Source organism: Serratia odorifera (assembly GCF_041448735.1).
In the GTDB taxonomy this organism is placed as follows: domain Bacteria; phylum Pseudomonadota; class Gammaproteobacteria; order Enterobacterales; family Enterobacteriaceae; genus Serratia_F; species Serratia_F odorifera.
In genome coordinates this window covers 260,163-275,107 of record NZ_JBGMUT010000005.1, presented here as the reverse complement: position 1 = coordinate 275,107, position 14,945 = coordinate 260,163, and the positions used below count along the sequence as shown (strand labels likewise).

Sequence of the window (14,945 nt, the reverse complement as noted above, 5' to 3'; positions counted from 1 at the left end):
TCGTATGACTCGCAAACAACGTGCGCTTTTTGAACCGGCTCTGGTACGGGCCGCGCTGCTCGACGCGGTGAAGAAGCTGGATCCTCGCGTCCAGTGGCGCAATCCGGTGATGTTCGTGGTGTATATCGGCAGCGTGCTGACCACCCTGATCTGGCTCAGTCTGCTGGCCGGTAAAACTGACGGCAGCGCCGCGTTTACCGGCAGTATCGCCCTGTGGCTGTGGTTTACCGTGCTGTTCGCCAACGTTGCCGAAGCGCTGGCCGAAGGCCGCAGCAAGGCACAGGCTGCCAGTCTGAAGGGCACCAGGAAAACCATTTGGGCTAAAAAGCTGGCCGCGGCGAAACGCGATGGCGCGACGGAAAAGGTCGCCGCAGACAGCTTGCGCAAAGGCGACATCGTGCTGGTGGAAGCCGGTGATACCCTGCCTTGCGATGGCGAAGTGCTGGAAGGCGGCGCGTCGGTGGATGAAAGCGCCATTACCGGCGAATCGGCGCCGGTGATCCGCGAATCCGGTGGTGACTTCTCCTCGGTTACCGGCGGGACGCGCGTGCTGTCCGACTGGCTGGTGGTGCAATGCAGCGTCAACCCCGGCGAGACCTTCCTCGATCGCATGATTGCCATGGTCGAAGGCGCCAAACGCCGTAAAACGCCGAATGAAGTGGCGCTGACCATTTTACTGGTGGCACTGACCATCGTGTTCGTGCTGGCGGTGGCCACGCTGTTGCCGTTCTCGCAATATAGCGTCAATGCCGCCGGCAGCGGCTCGGTCGTCAGCGTGACCGTATTGGTGGCGCTGCTGGTGTGTCTGATCCCGACCACCATCGGCGGGTTGCTGTCAGCCATCGGCGTCGCCGGCATGAGCCGCATGCTCGGCGCCAACGTCATCGCCACCAGCGGCCGCGCCGTTGAGGCGGCCGGCGACGTCGACGTGCTGCTGCTGGATAAGACCGGCACCATCACCCTTGGCAATCGACAGGCTTCGGAGTTCCTGCCGGCTCCCGGCGTAAAAGAACAGGAACTGGCCGATGCCGCGCAGCTGTCTTCACTGGCGGATGAAACGCCGGAAGGTCGCAGCATCGTGGTGCTGGCAAAACAGCGCTTTAATCTGCGCGAACGCGACCTGCAGACCTTGAATGCCACCTTTGTGCCGTTTTCGGCGCAAACGCGGATGAGCGGCGTCAACGTGCAGGACCGCATGATCCGTAAAGGTGCGGTGGACGCAATTCGTCGCCACGTGGAGTCCAACGGCGGCCACTTCCCGGCGGCGGTAGATGCGCTGGTGGAAAGCGTGGCGCGTACCGGCGGTACGCCGCTGGTGGTGGCGGAAGGCCCCAGAGTGCTGGGCGTGGTCGCGCTGAAGGACATTGTCAAAGGCGGCATCAAGGAACGTTTTGCCGAATTGCGCAAAATGGGCATCAAAACGGTGATGATCACCGGTGACAACCGCTTGACCGCCGCCGCCATTGCTGCCGAGGCCGGGGTAGACGATTTTCTGTCGGAAGCGACGCCGGAAGCCAAGCTGGCCTTGATTCGCCAGTATCAGGCTGAAGGCCGACTGGTGGCAATGACCGGCGATGGTACCAACGACGCCCCGGCGCTGGCGCAGGCTGACGTCGCGGTGGCGATGAACTCCGGCACCCAGGCGGCCAAAGAGGCCGGCAATATGGTCGATCTGGACTCCAACCCGACCAAATTGATCGAAGTGGTGCATATCGGCAAACAGATGCTGATGACGCGCGGTTCGCTGACGACCTTCAGTATCGCCAACGACGTGGCGAAATACTTCGCCATTATTCCGGCAGCGTTCGCCGCCACCTATCCGCAGTTGAATGCGCTTAACGTGATGCATCTGCATTCACCCGCTTCGGCCATTTTGTCGGCGGTGATTTTTAACGCGCTGGTGATTGTGTTTCTGATCCCGCTGGCGCTGAAGGGCGTCAGTTACAAGGCGCTGAGCGCGGCGGCTCTGTTGCGCCGCAACCTGTGGCTGTATGGCGTCGGCGGTCTGCTGGTGCCGTTTGTCGGCATCAAGCTGATCGACCTGCTGCTCACCGTGCTGCACGTTGCCGGCTAAGCTCGAGAGGAGATAGTTATGTCTTATTTACGCCCATCATTGGTGATGCTTTTGTTACTGGCGCTGCTCACCGGTATTGCCTATCCGCTGCTGACCACCGGACTGGCACAGCTGCTGTTTGCCGAGCGCGCCGCGGGTTCACTCTTATATCAAGGGGACAAGCTGGTTGGCTCCGCGCTGATCGGCCAGAACTTCAGCCAGCCGCAGTATTTTTGGGGACGCCCTTCTGCCACCGCTGATTCGGCTTATAATGCCGAAGCCTCTGCCGGCAGCAATCTGGCGGTTTCCAATCCGGCACTGGATAAGGCCATCGCCGAACGCGCCGCACAGTTGCGCCAGGCCAATCCTACCATGCACGGGCCGATCCCGGTCGATCTGCTGACCGCCTCAGGCAGCGGGCTTGATCCGCAGATTTCCCCGGCAGCGGCGCACTATCAGCTGGCGCGGGTGGCGGCAGCGCGCCACTTGCCGCCGCAACGGCTCGCCGATTTGATCGAACAAAATAGCGAGCGCCCGATGCCGAATTTTATCGGTGAACCGGTGGTTAACGTGCTGAAACTGAATATGGCGCTGGATGCGCTAAAGTAATCGCAGGTTACGCGATAACATCAAGGGTCCGGCGTGCCGGACCCGTTTTGCGTTGAGTGACAAGGATCCGACATGGTTGATGAACAACAGCGCCCCGACCCCGATAGCCTGCTGGCCGCCGCCAACGAAAAGCCTCGCGGCCGGCTGAAGGTGTTTTTTGGCGCCTGCGCCGGCGTCGGCAAAACCTACGCCATGCTGCAGGAGGCGCAGCGCCAGCGCGCCCAGGGGCTGGACGTGCTGATCGGCGTGGTCGAAACCCACGGCCGTAGCGAAACGGCCGCTTTGTTGGCCGGCCTGCCAATACTGCCGCAAAAACGTATCCAGCACCGCGGGCGGGCCGTGCATGAGTTCGATCTGGACGCCGCGCTGGCGCGCCACCCGGCGCTGGTGCTGATGGACGAGCTGGCGCACAGCAATGCCCACGGTTCACGTCACCCCAAACGTTGGCAAGACGTGGAAGAACTGCTGGACGCCGGTATCGACGTACTGACCACCGTCAACGTGCAGCATCTGGAAAGCCTGAACGACATCGTTGGCGGCGTAACCGGCGTGCGCGTACGTGAAACCGTGCCCGATCACGTATTTGACGAAGCGACCGAAGTGGTGCTGGTGGATCTGCCGCCGGATGACCTGCGCCAGCGGCTGCACGAAGGCAAGGTGTATATTCCCGGCCAGGCTGAACGCGCTATCGAGCACTTTTTCCGCAAAGGCAATCTGATTGCCCTGCGCGAATTGGCCTTGCGCCGCACCGCAGACCGGGTGGACGATCAAATGCGCGCCTTTCGCGATACCCAAGGGCGCGAAAAAGTCTGGCATACGCGCGACAGCATCCTACTGTGCGTTGGCCATCACAGCGGCAACGAAAAACTGGTGCGCATCGCCGCACGGCTGGCGGCACGCCTTGGATGTGATTGGCACGCGGTGTATGTCGAAACGCCAACGCTGCACCGGCTGCCGGAAAATCGGCGACGCGCCATTTTACGCGCGCTGCGTCTGGCGCAGGAACTGGGAGCGGAAACCGCTACGCTGTCCGATCCGAGTGAGGAGCGTGCCATTTTGCGCTACGCGCGCGAGCATAACCTCGGCAAAATCATCATTGGTCGCCACGGCGAACAGCGCTGGAAATGGCGCAGCAGCTTTGCCGATCGGCTGGGACAACTGGGGCCGGATCTCGATCTGGTGATCGTGGCGTTGGAACATGAACCGCCGTCGCCCCTCGCCAAAGAGGCCGACGGCCGCAATTTCAGTGACAAATGGCGCATCCAGCTACGTGGCTGTGCGGTGGCCTTTGCGCTGTGTGCGGCAATTACGCTGCTTTCGCAATGGTTGCTGCCGGGCTTCGATCAGGCCAACCTGGTGATGGTCTATTTGCTGGGCGTGGTGATCGTGGCGCTGTTTTACGGCCGCTGGCCGTCGGTGCTGGCGGCGGTGATCAATGTCGCCAGCTTCGATTTGTTCTTCGTCCAGCCGCACTGGTCATTCGCGGTAAGCGACGTGCAGTATCTGCTGACGTTTGCGGTGATGCTGATCGTCGGCATCACCGTCGGTAACCTGACCGCCGGCGTGCGTTATCAGGCGCGGGTGGCGCGCTATCGCGAGCAGCGGGCGCGTCATCTGTATGAAATGTCGCGAGGTCTGAGCCAGTCGCTGACTATCGAGGACATCGCCAGCGCCAGTCGTCATTTTCTTGCCAGCAGTTTCCAGGCGAAAGCGGTTCTGCTGCTGCCACAGGACGACGGCCATCTCAGGCAGATGGTCGGTGAAGAAGGTGGCCTGTTGACGGTGGACGACGCCATCGCTCGTTGGAGTTACGACAAAGGCCTACCTGCCGGTGCCGGCACCGATACGCTGCCCGGTGTACCCTACCAACTGCTGCCGCTGACCGCCTCACAGCAGACCTTTGGCCTGTTGGCGATTGAGCCGAATAACCTGCGGCAACTGATGGTACCGGAGCAACAACGCCTGTTGCAAACCTTCACCGTGCTGATCGCCAGCGCCCTCGAGCGTTTGCAACTGGCGCGCAGTGCCGCCGAAGCCAAACTGGACGCTGAACGCGAACAGCTGCGCAATTCGCTGCTGGCCGCCCTGTCCCATGATTTGCGTACCCCGCTGACGGTGCTGTTCGGCCAGGCGGAAATCCTCACGCTGGATCTGGCCAGCGAAGGTTCCCAACATGCGCAGCAGGCCAGCCAGATCCGTCAGCAGGTGCTGAGCACTACCCGGCTGGTGAACAACCTGCTGGACATGGCGCGCATTCAGTCGGGCGGTTTCAGCCTGCGTAAAGAGTGGCAATCATTGGAGGAGATCGTTGGCGCGTCGCTGCATATGCTCGAGCCGATCCTCAGCCAGCATGACATCAGGGTCGAGCTGCCCGACGACATGGTATTGATCAATTGTGACGGCAGCCTGTTGGAACGCGTATTCACCAACCTGTTGGAAAATGCCAATAAATATGCCGGGCACGATGCTATTATCGGCATTCGTGCTCGCACCTTGCCGGACTGGCTGGAAGTTGAAGTCTGGGATAACGGCCCGGGCATTCCACAAGAACAGAAACAGCGCATTTTTGACAAGTTTGCTCGCGGCAATAAAGAATCACCGATTCCCGGCGTCGGTTTGGGGTTGGCAATTTGCCGTGCCATTATTGAAGTGCACGGCGGCCGTATCTGGTCCGATGATGCCAGCCAGGGCGGAGCCAGTTTCAAGTTCCTGCTACCGCTGGAAAAAATGCCGGAGATGGACAGCGATGCTTTTGATCTGCCAAAACAATATTGAGGTAATGTGACCACTACGCCAACCAACATCCTGATCGTTGAAGATGAAAAAGAAATTCGTCGTTTTGTGCGTACCGCGCTGGAAAGCGAAGGGTTGCGGGTGTTTGAAAGCGAAACGCTGCAACGCGGGCTGATTGAGGCCGGCACCCGCAAACCGGATTTGATCATTCTCGATTTGGGGTTGCCGGACGGTGACGGTTTAAGTTTTATCCGCGATCTGCGCCAGTGGAGCGCCATTCCGGTGATCGTGCTGTCGGCACGCAATGCGGAAGAAGACAAGGTTTCGGCGCTGGATGCCGGTGCCGACGATTATCTCAGCAAACCGTTTGGCATCGGCGAACTGCTTGCTCGCGTGCGAGTGGCGCTGCGCCGCCACGCCAGCAGCCAGCAAGAAAATCCGCTGGTCACCTTTTCGGAGATCACCGTCGATCTGATCAACCGCCGGGTGCTGCGCAGCGGTGAAGAACTGCATCTGACGCCGATTGAGTTTCGCCTACTCACCGAGCTGCTGGCCAACGCCGGCAAAGTGCTGACGCAACGCCAATTGTTGAACCACGTCTGGGGGCCGAATTACGTCGAACACAGCCATTATCTGCGTATCTATATGGGACACTTGCGCCAAAAACTGGAAAGCGACCCGGCGCGACCTAGGCACCTCCTGACCGAAACCGGCGTCGGCTATCGTTTTATGCCCTGATACGGTGTGCTATTGGCATCACTCCCCTCCGTCGTCACAATGATAAATATGTGATCTTGGTTGGTAAAACCTTTCTGCCAGAGCCAATAAAAGGCGTTTAAAGGCAAAATCCAAAAGGTTTGCCCCCTCGGGCGCTCGTATGATACTCCCTCTGGAATAAAGTACATACGAGTGCTTATGAAACCGCAGACAATAATAAAAACCACGCTCGCCATCGCATTATTTTTTAGCTTATCGCTTGGCGGTCAGGCGCAAACCGTTTTACGGCTGGCGTATGCTGAAAATAGCCAACCGATAAAAGATGCCTTACATTTTCTCGGCAGGGAAATCGAGGAAAAAACCCAGGGCCAAGTCAAGGTTACCTATTTCCCGGACGGTCAGTTAGGCGGCGAACGCGAACTGGTGGAACTCACTCAGACCGGAGTGGTAGATATCACCAAGGTCTCTTCCGGGTTAATGGAGAGTTTTTCACCTTTATACGGCGTATTCTCCCTGCCCTATCTTTTTTCATCGAAAGAAGAATTTTATCGTGTGATGGATAATCCTGATGTTATGGATACGGTATATCAATCTACCGCAGCGCAAGGCTTTATCGGCATCGGTTGGTATGATTCCGGATCGCGTAACTTTTACATGTCCAAAGGGCCTGTCCGCACCATTGACGATCTGAAGGGCAAAAAGATTCGTGTCATGCAGAGCGTTACCGCAATACGCACCATGAAACTGCTCGGCGCGTCGCCAATTGCCATGGGGCAGGCGGAAGTTTATACCTCGTTGCAGCAAGGTATTTTAGACGGCGCGGAAAATAACGAGTTTGCCTTGACCATTGCCCGTCATGGCGAGGTAGCCCGTTATTATACCTATGATATGCATACGCGTATTCCGGATATCTTATTGATGAGCGCCTTGACGCTGGAAAAACTGACGCCCGAGCAGCAGCGTATCGTCAGTGATGCAGTGAAGGCGTCAATTGCTTTTGAAAAAGCCGCCTGGGATAAAGAAATAGAAAAAACCAGAGCGCTGGCAATCAAACAGTTCAACGTCGAATTCTTTGACATCGATAAAAAGCCGTTTCAAGACGCCGTCCAGCCTATCTATGACAGCCTGAAAAGCACTCCGGTGCTTTATCAGCTTTACCAGACGATCGAAGCAGCAAAAAATTAACTCAGAGGCATATTATGCACGCCATCCGACAAGGACTTGATAAATTACTTGAAGCCATCTGCTGTTTATTGCTCACCATGATGGTGATCGTTTCATGCTGGCAGGTGATTAGCCGTTATGCACTGGGACAGCCCAGTACCTTTAGCGAGGAGCTATTGCGTTTTTCACTGGTGTGGCTGTCGATGTTCGGCATGGCTTACGCCGCGGGCAAACAGCAGCACATCAGCCTGACGTTCTTCCTCGACAAGATCCCGGGCTCGCTGCATTTTTTATGGGTGTCGTTATTGCAGGTATGCTTTGCGCTGCTGGCAATATACATACTGATTATTGGCGGGTTAAAAATATCATCTATTTCCATGCAGCAATTATCGCCAGCGCTCAATATTCCGATGGGCAGGGTTTATTACGCCTTGCCAATTAGCGGGCTGCTGATCATCGTCTATAGCGTACTCAATATTTATGATCTGATGCATGAAAAGCGTCGAGTCACTGTGTCACACAATAACAGCAACGGAGAGGCATTATGATTGACCCGGTATTGGCCTCTGGCGTAATGGTCTGTGTTTTCATGGTGTTACTGGCAATGAGCGCGCCAATAGGCTTATGTATTGTCGTGGCGTCCTGCTGTACCATGCTGCTGGTATTGCCTTTTGACATTTCGATGTTCGCGACGGCGCAAAAAATGTTTTCCAGCCTCGACAGTTTTTCACTGTTGGCGGTGCCCTTTTTCATTCTTTCCGGCGTGATTATGAACGGTGGCGGCATCGCGGCTCGGCTGGTCAATTTTGCCAAGCTGTTTACCGGTAAATTGCCGGGCTCGCTGTCTTATACCAATATTGCCGGCAATATGATGTTTGGCGCCATTTCCGGCTCGGCGATTGCCGCTTCAACCTCAATCGGCGGCGTATTGGTGCCGATGAGCGCGCGGGAAGGCTATAACCGCGAATTTGCCGCCGCGGTGAATATTGCCTCGGCGCCGACCGGCATGCTGATCCCGCCAACCACGGCTTTTATCCTGTATGCCCTGGCCAGCGGCGGCACTTCGGTTGCAGCTCTGTTTGCCGGCGGTCTGGTCGCCGGGCTGCTCTGGGGCATCAGCTGCATGCTGGTGACCTGGTTTGTCGCCAAACGCCATAATTATATTAATTTCTTCACCGTACAAAAGGGACTGCTCTGGAAAGTCACCTGGGAAGCGTTACCCAGCCTGTTGCTGATCGTCATTATCATTGGCGGGATCGTATTGGGTATTTTTACCGCCATTGAGGCCTCGGCGGTTGCGGTGGTATATACCCTGTTTTTAACCATGCTGGTTTACAAGACGCTAAAGCTGAAAAATATTCCCGCCATTTTGGTTCAGACGGCATTAATGACCGGCATCATCATGTTTTTGCTTGCCACATCGTCGGCAATGTCATTTGCCATGGCGATCACCAGTATCCCGGAAGCGCTCAGCAATATGATATTGGGTATTTCGGAAAACAAGCTGGTTATCTTGTTAATCATCACCGTTTTTCTGCTGATTATCGGCGCATTTATGGATATTGGGCCCGCCATTCTGATATTCACGCCTATTCTGCTGCCAATATTGGTCAAGGTCGGCGTCGATCCGGTCCATTTCGGCATTATTATGGTGTATAACCTGGCATTTGGCACCATCACTCCGCCGGTCGGTAGCGGCCTTTACGTTGGTGCCAGCGTCGGTAATGTAAAGGTCGAGGGACTGGTCCGTCCGCTGATGCCCTTCTATGTCGCCATCGTCAGTATGCTGTTGTTGATTACCTATATTCCTGAGCTCACGTTATTTTTACCAAGAATACTGGGCGTGATGTAGCGCCCATTTTAAACAGGCACTTCCCTCTGGGTTCAATAAAAATAAACAATGATAATTATTGAAAGGAATTTTACATGAAGAAATTCTCGGTACTGCTATTGCCTTTTTTCTCGTCCTCTGCATTCGCAACCTATGTGGATATTCGACATGAATATTTAGATGACAGCAAAGCCAACTACGATCGTGTCTATATCTCGCACCGTTTTGACAGCGGTTTTGGTTTCGCCTTGGAAGCCATCTCAAAGTCTGGCGGCGACGACACCAATAAGCCATTCAACGATATGGAAAGCCAGGGAAATGAATACACGGCCAATTACCAGTTTAAATACCACGGCGTTGATATTCAACCTGGCCTGGTATTGGAAACCGGCAATGGTTATTCGGTTTACAAACCGTATATTCGTGCCACCAAGGTATTGAATGAGTCCTGGTGGATTGCGGGACGCTATCGTTTTGAGTATTTCCGCCGTTCTTCCGATCAGCGCGAAGATGATAAAATAAACCGTATTGATTTATGGGCTGGTTATAAGGTTAATAGTTGGGATTTTTCTGTGGAAGGTATCTATAAAAAAGCGGAAAAATATAATTTATATGATAACCACACCTATAACTATGAATACAATTTTAGAACGGCTTATCACATCGACGCCTGGTCGCCGTTTATCGAAATCGGCAACGTTTCGGTACGCAGCACCACCGATGAACGCCAAACGCGTTTTCGCGTCGGGTTAGGCTATACCTTCTAGGCAATGCGATACAATGAGCCTCGCCTATGAGGCTCATTGGCTATCAACCGTTTGCTGCAGGCCGCGGGCATTACGGCGCATCGGGGCCTTTCTTCAGACCGATCATGAAATCCTTGAACGCGTCACGCAGCGGCAAAAATAGCGGATGTTTGCGGTTTTCAATCATCACTTCAGAAAACAGCTTTAACCCAACGGCGAACGCCGCACTTTTTTCCTCACCAAAGTTCAGATCCTGGCGCGGCTGGATCCGTTCAACGATGCCGAGGATGTCATCATGGTTTTCCACTTCAAACACCAGCGGCGTTTTTTCTACCGGCTTACCCTGGCGATCGGTCAGCGCTTCAACGGTAATACGAAAACGGTGTCCCGGCATCAGCGGTTCTCCTCTGGCTGTTCCGCCTGCGCCACGGTGGTTTCGATGCTTTCCACCGCGGTCAATAGCGCCTGATTGATCTGTTCCACCTGCTGCTGGCTCAAGTCAGCACGCATCATGTTGCCACGCAGTACACGTTTCAGTCGCTGCATGGTTTCCGCGATACCTTCGGCCAGATTGCCTTCGCGGCGACGGCTCACGTCCGCCAGACGCGCAAAGATCACGTCCACTGCCGGCTGGTGCTGCGCCAGTTCTGCCTTGCCGGCATCGGTGATGTGATAGCTCTTGCGGCCCTTGCCGGTGGTGGTAGCGTCAAGAAAGTCCTGCTCTTCCAGCAGCGTCAAGGTGGGATAAATTACCCCCGGGCTCGGCACATACAGGCCGGAGGAGGCCTCTTCTATCGCCTTGATCAGTTCGTAACCATGGCTCGGTTTGCGTTCGACCAGTGCCAGTAGCACCATGCGCAAATCGCCGTGTTCAAACAGGCGGTGCAGTTTATTGCCGCGGCCGCGGCCACGCCCGTGCTCTTCGCCGTGCGCGCCAAAATGATGGCGGCCGGCGCGCTGGTGATGACAGCGATGATGATCTTCGCCGTGATCGGCGTAGCGATCGCTACAACGACTGGCGCGAAAACGATGAAACATAATGTCTACCTCATGCTCAGTTTTAGATATATCGAATCTGGTTCGATATATCTAATCTAGATCGATATATCGAAATGAGCAAGCGGAAAAACAAATTTAGATATATCTAAATTGCAGGCATAAAAAAAGCGCTGTAAAAACAGCGCTTTGTTTGGAGACAGGGAGATTACTTGGCAGAAGCCAGCACTTCGCTGACGATCTCTACCGCTTCCTGTTCGATCTTGGCGCGGTGTTCCGCCCCCAGGAAGCTTTCGCAGTATATTTTGTAGGCTTCTTCGGTGCCGGATGGACGCGCAGCGAACCAACCGTTATCGGTCATCACCTTCAGGCCGCCGATCGACGCGCCGTTGCCCGGTGCGGCGGTCAAGCGCGCGGTAATCGCGTCGCCAGCCAGCGTACTGGCGTTGACCATTTCCGGCGACAGCTTGGCCAGCGCGGCTTTCTGCGCGTGACTGGCCGGTGCCTGAATGCGGTTGTAGCTTGGCGCACCGAAACGCTTGGCAAGATGGTCGTAATGGTGCTGCGGATTGTCGCCGGTCACTGCGGTGATTTCCGCCGCCAGCAGGCACATGATGATGCCGTCTTTATCGGTAGACCACGGCGTGCCGTTGAAACGCAGGAACGACGCTCCCGCGCTTTCTTCGCCGCCGAACCCCAGGCTGCCGTCGAACAGGCCATCAACGAACCATTTGAAACCGACCGGCACTTCCACCAGCTTGCGACCCAAATCGGCCACTACCCGGTCAATCATCGCGCTGGAAACCAGCGTTTTGCCCACGGCAACGTCGGCGCCCCACTGCGGACGATGTTGGAACAGGTAGTTGATCGCCACCGCCAGATAATGGTTCGGGTTCATCAGACCGGCAGGCGTCACGATACCGTGACGGTCATAATCCGGATCGTTGGCAAACGCCAGATCAAACTTGTCGCGCAATGCCAGCAAGCCGGCCATCGCCGACTCGGACGAGCAGTCCATACGGATAATGCCGTCGTGGTCAAGGTGCATAAAGCGGAAGGTCTGATCGATGGAATCGTTAACCAGCGTCAGATCCAGCGCGTAATGCTCGGCAATACGCTGCCAGTAGGCGATACCGGAACCACCGAGCGGATCGACCCCAAGCTTCATGCCGGCACGTTGGATAGCCGGCATGTCAACGATATCCGCCAGCCCTTCGACATACGGTTGCACCAAATCCTGCGCGTGCAGGTGGCCGCTGCGCCAGGCCTGGTCCAGCGACTGGCGCTGTACGCCCTTCAGCCCTTGCACCAGCAGTTCATTGGCGCGTTTTTCAATCACTGAGGTCAGGTTGGTGTCAGCCGGACCGCCGTTCGGCGGGTTGTATTTGATACCGCCGTCCTCCGGCGGGTTGTGCGACGGCGTAATGACAATACCGTCAGCCAGCGCGCCGCCCGAGCGGTTATGGCTGAGGATGGCATGGGAAACCGCCGGCGTCGGCGTGAAGCCGTTGTTTTCCTGTACCACCACGTCGACGCCGTTGGCCGTTAACACTTCCAGCACCGAAATAAACGCTGGCTCAGACAGCGCGTGGGTGTCCTTGCCGACGTAACACGGACCGCTGACGCCCTGCTGGCGGCGTACTTCGGCAATCGCCTGCGCGATGGCGAGAATATGCGCTTCATTGAAACTGTGGCGCAACGCGCTGCCACGGTGACCCGAGGTACCGAATTTCACCGCATGGGCGGCGTTGCCCGCTTCCGGTTGCAGCACGTAGTACTGCGACGTCAGCTGAGCCACATTGATCAAATCGCTTTGCTGAGCCGGTTGCCCGGCGCGTGGATTGTTCGCCATCAACTTTTCTCCCTTTCCTCTGTCCAGCGGCCGGGCGAAAGGTTGCGCGACCACTATGACGGGCGGTTCGCTAAATCAGATCGTGCCGCACACTTTTTCTGTCAGTTCCGCCGGGAACTGCATCGCCAGCATGATATGTTCAATCATGCTGCGCTTGCGGCCGGTATTGGTATTGGTGATCACCCAATAAGGGGTGCCGGGAACGTGTTTCGGTTTGGTATGCGTTCCGTTTGCCAGCAGCGTTTGCTGATCGCCGGCAAAATAGGTGCGTGTACGGCCATGCAATGCGTCGGTCGCGGCAGCGAAGCCGGCCGCATCGAGGGTGTACAGCGTTGACAGTACCAGCATAAAACGATTTACGGCCTTGTTCTGCTCGGCGTATTCATCCGACAGCAGCAGTTCACGCATGGCGCGGACGCGATCCCGTGGGCGCGACGCGGTGGCTTTTTCCGGCTCCGCGCTGCCACTCGCAGCGGTAGACACGGGGCGCACTGGCTGCCCTGCGGTAAACTTCAACATACGCCGTAAAATATCAGACGCACTTTCCCCAATATGTTGCGTGTGGCTGGCAATATAGCGGTAAAGTTCTTCGTCGACTTCAATAGTTTTCATCTTTATCCAGTACTGTATTTTTCTACGTAGAATCCGAAACCGGGTTCTGCATTCAAGCTATGGGATTATAAGGTTAAAAGCACGAGAGCAAACATAACAAAGTGCCCTCTGGGGGCAAAAGCAGACTATTACCTATAGCCGGCATCACCCGCCCACCTCTTTGCTGATGGGTATGATACCCTAACAGAATGTTTTCAGGTCATGAACTTCGCCATGAAATTACACTATCAATTATTGGCCGCCCAGGCCGAACAGACAAACGCGCTGCCGATTGTGCTGATACACGGGCTTTTCGGCAACCTTGACAACCTCGGCGTACTGGCGCGCGATTTGCACCGCCAGCATCCAGTGGTGAAAGTCGATTTACGCAACCATGGGCTTTCGCCGCACGCCGCCGAAATGAACTATCCGGTGATGGCGCAGGATTTGCTTACGCTGCTGGACAGCCTGAATATCGAGCGTGCCATCGTCATCGGCCATTCCATGGGGGGCAAGGCAGCAATGGCCTTGACGGCGATTGCTCCCGAGCGTATTGCCAAACTGGTGGTTATCGATATCGCACCGGTGGCTTATCAGACCCGACACCATGATGAAATCTTCGCCGCCTTGCAGGCAGTGAGCGCCGCCGGCATGACTCAGCGTCAGCAGGCGGCGGCGCTGATGCGCACCATGCTGGATGAAGAAGGGGTGATTCAGTTTCTGCTGAAATCGTTCCATCAGGGCGAATGGCGTTTCAACCTGCCGGTGCTGATCGAGCAATATGAAACCATCATTGGCTGGCAACCGGTGCCGGCCTGGCCGCAGCCGATTCTGTTTATTCGTGGCGGGCTGTCGCCTTACGTAAAAAACGACTACCGCGACGACATCGCCCGCCAGTTCCCGCAGGCACGGGCGTATGAAGTGGCTGGCAGTGGCCACTGGGTACACGCCGAGAAACCGGATGCGGTACTGCGTGCCATTCATCGCTTCATCGACCAGGCCTGACGGCCAGTTGGCGAAAAAACGCGCTAAAGATAACGGCTTAGCGCGTTTGCAACGCAGTAAAGCATTGTCGTTGCTCCATCTGCTGGGGTAATATGGCGCGCTATAATTTTGCCGCCGTCGCCAGCGTGGTGTAAAACGCCGGAATGGGGGCAAATTTGGGTTAGGTTTTATCGACCTGAACTGTATTAACCGAACCGTCCGGAAGCGTGAAACGCTTTTTGATGCAAACTCCCTTGCAGTACCGCTACCTATGGCAAAAGAACAAACGGATCGCACGACGCTGGATCTGTTCGCAGATGAACGCCGTCCGGGGCGCCCGAAAACCAACCCGCTATCCCGTGATGAACAGCTTAGAATCAATAAGCGGAATCAGCTACGGCGCGATAAAGTACGTGGTTTGCGGCGTGTGGAGCTGAAAATCAACGCGGATGCGGTGGACGCTCTGAACAAACTGGCGGAACAGCGTAATATCAGTCGCAGCGAGCTCATTGAGCAAATGCTGCTGGCGCAACTGGCGGAAGAACAGCCAGAACAATGATCTTATCAGCCGCACGCGCGGCGCGGCGTTAAGGATGACGCCGGATCAACTCCGCATTTTATTCTTCGGGCATCGCATAAACGCGATAAAACCCCGGGGCAAATTTCTGG

General features: G+C 56.0%; 14 protein-coding genes. 10 read left to right on the top strand and 4 right to left on the bottom strand.

All coding sequences use genetic code 11. The features are described 5' to 3' along the window. The first annotated feature begins 4 nt into the window (after nucleotides 1–4). From kdpB to ACCC84_RS15435, 8 genes are all read left to right on the top strand, one after another. The gene (kdpB, locus tag ACCC84_RS15470) at nucleotides 5–2,074 is read left to right on the top strand and encodes a potassium-transporting ATPase subunit KdpB (protein WP_004965846.1); all 2,070 of its coding nucleotides are present in this window, start codon (nucleotides 5–7) and stop codon (nucleotides 2,072–2,074) included. Between the two features lie 18 nt (nucleotides 2,075–2,092). Then, nucleotides 2,093–2,662 (top strand): potassium-transporting ATPase subunit KdpC, encoded by a 570-nt coding sequence (gene kdpC / locus ACCC84_RS15465; RefSeq protein ID WP_371902048.1) that lies wholly within the window; start codon nucleotides 2,093–2,095, stop codon nucleotides 2,660–2,662. 72 nt (nucleotides 2,663–2,734) lie between these two features. Then, a complete protein-coding gene (gene kdpD, locus ACCC84_RS15460) occupies nucleotides 2,735–5,437 on the top strand; it encodes a two-component system sensor histidine kinase KdpD (protein ID WP_198773317.1) in 2,703 nt (900 codons plus the stop codon). Nucleotides 5,438–5,443: 6 nt separating this feature from the next. After that, nucleotides 5,444–6,133 carry a two-component system response regulator KdpE gene (kdpE, locus tag ACCC84_RS15455; protein WP_004965850.1) on the top strand — a complete coding sequence of 230 codons (690 nt, stop codon included), beginning with the start codon at nucleotides 5,444–5,446 and terminating at the stop codon, nucleotides 6,131–6,133. 177 nt (nucleotides 6,134–6,310) lie between these two features. Continuing rightward, nucleotides 6,311–7,297: a TRAP transporter substrate-binding protein gene (locus ACCC84_RS15450; RefSeq protein WP_004965852.1), complete on the top strand. Its 987-nt coding sequence runs from the start codon at nucleotides 6,311–6,313 to the stop codon at nucleotides 7,295–7,297. Between the two features lie 14 nt (nucleotides 7,298–7,311). Further along, nucleotides 7,312–7,824, top strand: a complete 513-nt coding sequence (locus tag ACCC84_RS15445) for a TRAP transporter small permease (RefSeq protein ID WP_004965854.1) — start codon at nucleotides 7,312–7,314, stop codon at nucleotides 7,822–7,824. Continuing rightward, nucleotides 7,821–9,128 carry a TRAP transporter large permease gene (locus ACCC84_RS15440; protein WP_371902047.1) on the top strand — a complete coding sequence of 436 codons (1,308 nt, stop codon included), beginning with the start codon at nucleotides 7,821–7,823 and terminating at the stop codon, nucleotides 9,126–9,128. The genes ACCC84_RS15445 and ACCC84_RS15440 overlap by 4 nt, the downstream gene beginning before the upstream one ends. A 74-nt stretch (nucleotides 9,129–9,202) precedes the next feature. After that, a complete protein-coding gene (locus ACCC84_RS15435) occupies nucleotides 9,203–9,874 on the top strand; it encodes an oligogalacturonate-specific porin KdgM family protein (protein ID WP_004965857.1) in 672 nt (223 codons plus the stop codon). 70 nt (nucleotides 9,875–9,944) lie between these two features. Here ACCC84_RS15435 and ACCC84_RS15430 read toward each other — a convergent pair whose 3' ends face one another. The 4 genes from ACCC84_RS15430 to seqA all read right to left on the bottom strand — a co-directional run bounded on the left by ACCC84_RS15430 (nucleotide 9,945) and on the right by seqA (nucleotide 13,313). After that, complete coding sequence (locus ACCC84_RS15430; protein ID WP_371902046.1) at nucleotides 9,945–10,247, bottom strand: DUF3861 domain-containing protein; 303 nt, start codon at nucleotides 10,245–10,247, stop codon at nucleotides 9,945–9,947. After that, nucleotides 10,247–10,891: a PadR family transcriptional regulator gene (locus tag ACCC84_RS15425; RefSeq protein WP_039992363.1), complete on the bottom strand. Its 645-nt coding sequence runs from the start codon at nucleotides 10,889–10,891 to the stop codon at nucleotides 10,247–10,249. Before ACCC84_RS15425 ends, ACCC84_RS15430 begins: the two co-directional genes overlap by 1 nt. Nucleotides 10,892–11,057: 166 nt before the next feature. Then, nucleotides 11,058–12,701 carry a phosphoglucomutase (alpha-D-glucose-1,6-bisphosphate-dependent) gene (gene pgm / locus ACCC84_RS15420; RefSeq protein WP_371902045.1) on the bottom strand — a complete coding sequence of 548 codons (1,644 nt, stop codon included), beginning with the start codon at nucleotides 12,699–12,701 and terminating at the stop codon, nucleotides 11,058–11,060. Nucleotides 12,702–12,776: 75 nt separating this feature from the next. Then, complete coding sequence (gene seqA, locus ACCC84_RS15415; RefSeq protein ID WP_004965869.1) at nucleotides 12,777–13,313, bottom strand: replication initiation negative regulator SeqA; 537 nt, start codon at nucleotides 13,311–13,313, stop codon at nucleotides 12,777–12,779. A gap of 201 nt (nucleotides 13,314–13,514) precedes the next feature. Between seqA and ybfF the strand changes: the two genes are divergently transcribed. After that, nucleotides 13,515–14,297: an esterase gene (ybfF, locus tag ACCC84_RS15410; protein ID WP_004965871.1), complete on the top strand. Its 783-nt coding sequence runs from the start codon at nucleotides 13,515–13,517 to the stop codon at nucleotides 14,295–14,297. Nucleotides 14,298–14,547: 250 nt separating this feature from the next. Further along, a complete protein-coding gene (gene ybfE / locus ACCC84_RS15405; RefSeq protein WP_004965877.1) occupies nucleotides 14,548–14,835 on the top strand; it encodes a LexA regulated protein in 288 nt (95 codons plus the stop codon). Nucleotides 14,836–14,945 lie beyond the last annotated feature (110 nt).

What these genes read in the sequence shown, in the direction of transcription:
- ybfE (WP_004965877.1), top strand. Translation starts at nt 14,548, where the DNA reads ATGGCAAAAGAACAAACGGATCGCACGACGCTGGATCTGTTCGCAGAT.
- ACCC84_RS15450 (WP_004965852.1), top strand. Translation starts at nt 6,311, where the DNA reads ATGAAACCGCAGACAATAATAAAAACCACGCTCGCCATCGCATTATTT.
- pgm (WP_371902045.1), bottom strand. Translation starts at nt 12,701, where the DNA reads ATGGCGAACAATCCACGCGCCGGGCAACCGGCTCAGCAAAGCGATTTG.
- ACCC84_RS15440 (WP_371902047.1), top strand. Translation starts at nt 7,821, where the DNA reads ATGATTGACCCGGTATTGGCCTCTGGCGTAATGGTCTGTGTTTTCATG.
- seqA (WP_004965869.1), bottom strand. Translation starts at nt 13,313, where the DNA reads ATGAAAACTATTGAAGTCGACGAAGAACTTTACCGCTATATTGCCAGC.
- ACCC84_RS15425 (WP_039992363.1), bottom strand. Translation starts at nt 10,891, where the DNA reads ATGTTTCATCGTTTTCGCGCCAGTCGTTGTAGCGATCGCTACGCCGAT.
- ACCC84_RS15430 (WP_371902046.1), bottom strand. Translation starts at nt 10,247, where the DNA reads ATGCCGGGACACCGTTTTCGTATTACCGTTGAAGCGCTGACCGATCGC.
- ACCC84_RS15445 (WP_004965854.1), top strand. Translation starts at nt 7,312, where the DNA reads ATGCACGCCATCCGACAAGGACTTGATAAATTACTTGAAGCCATCTGC.
- kdpC (WP_371902048.1), top strand. Translation starts at nt 2,093, where the DNA reads ATGTCTTATTTACGCCCATCATTGGTGATGCTTTTGTTACTGGCGCTG.
- ybfF (WP_004965871.1), top strand. Translation starts at nt 13,515, where the DNA reads ATGAACTTCGCCATGAAATTACACTATCAATTATTGGCCGCCCAGGCC.
- kdpB (WP_004965846.1), top strand. Translation starts at nt 5, where the DNA reads ATGACTCGCAAACAACGTGCGCTTTTTGAACCGGCTCTGGTACGGGCC.
- ACCC84_RS15435 (WP_004965857.1), top strand. Translation starts at nt 9,203, where the DNA reads ATGAAGAAATTCTCGGTACTGCTATTGCCTTTTTTCTCGTCCTCTGCA.
- kdpD (WP_198773317.1), top strand. Translation starts at nt 2,735, where the DNA reads ATGGTTGATGAACAACAGCGCCCCGACCCCGATAGCCTGCTGGCCGCC.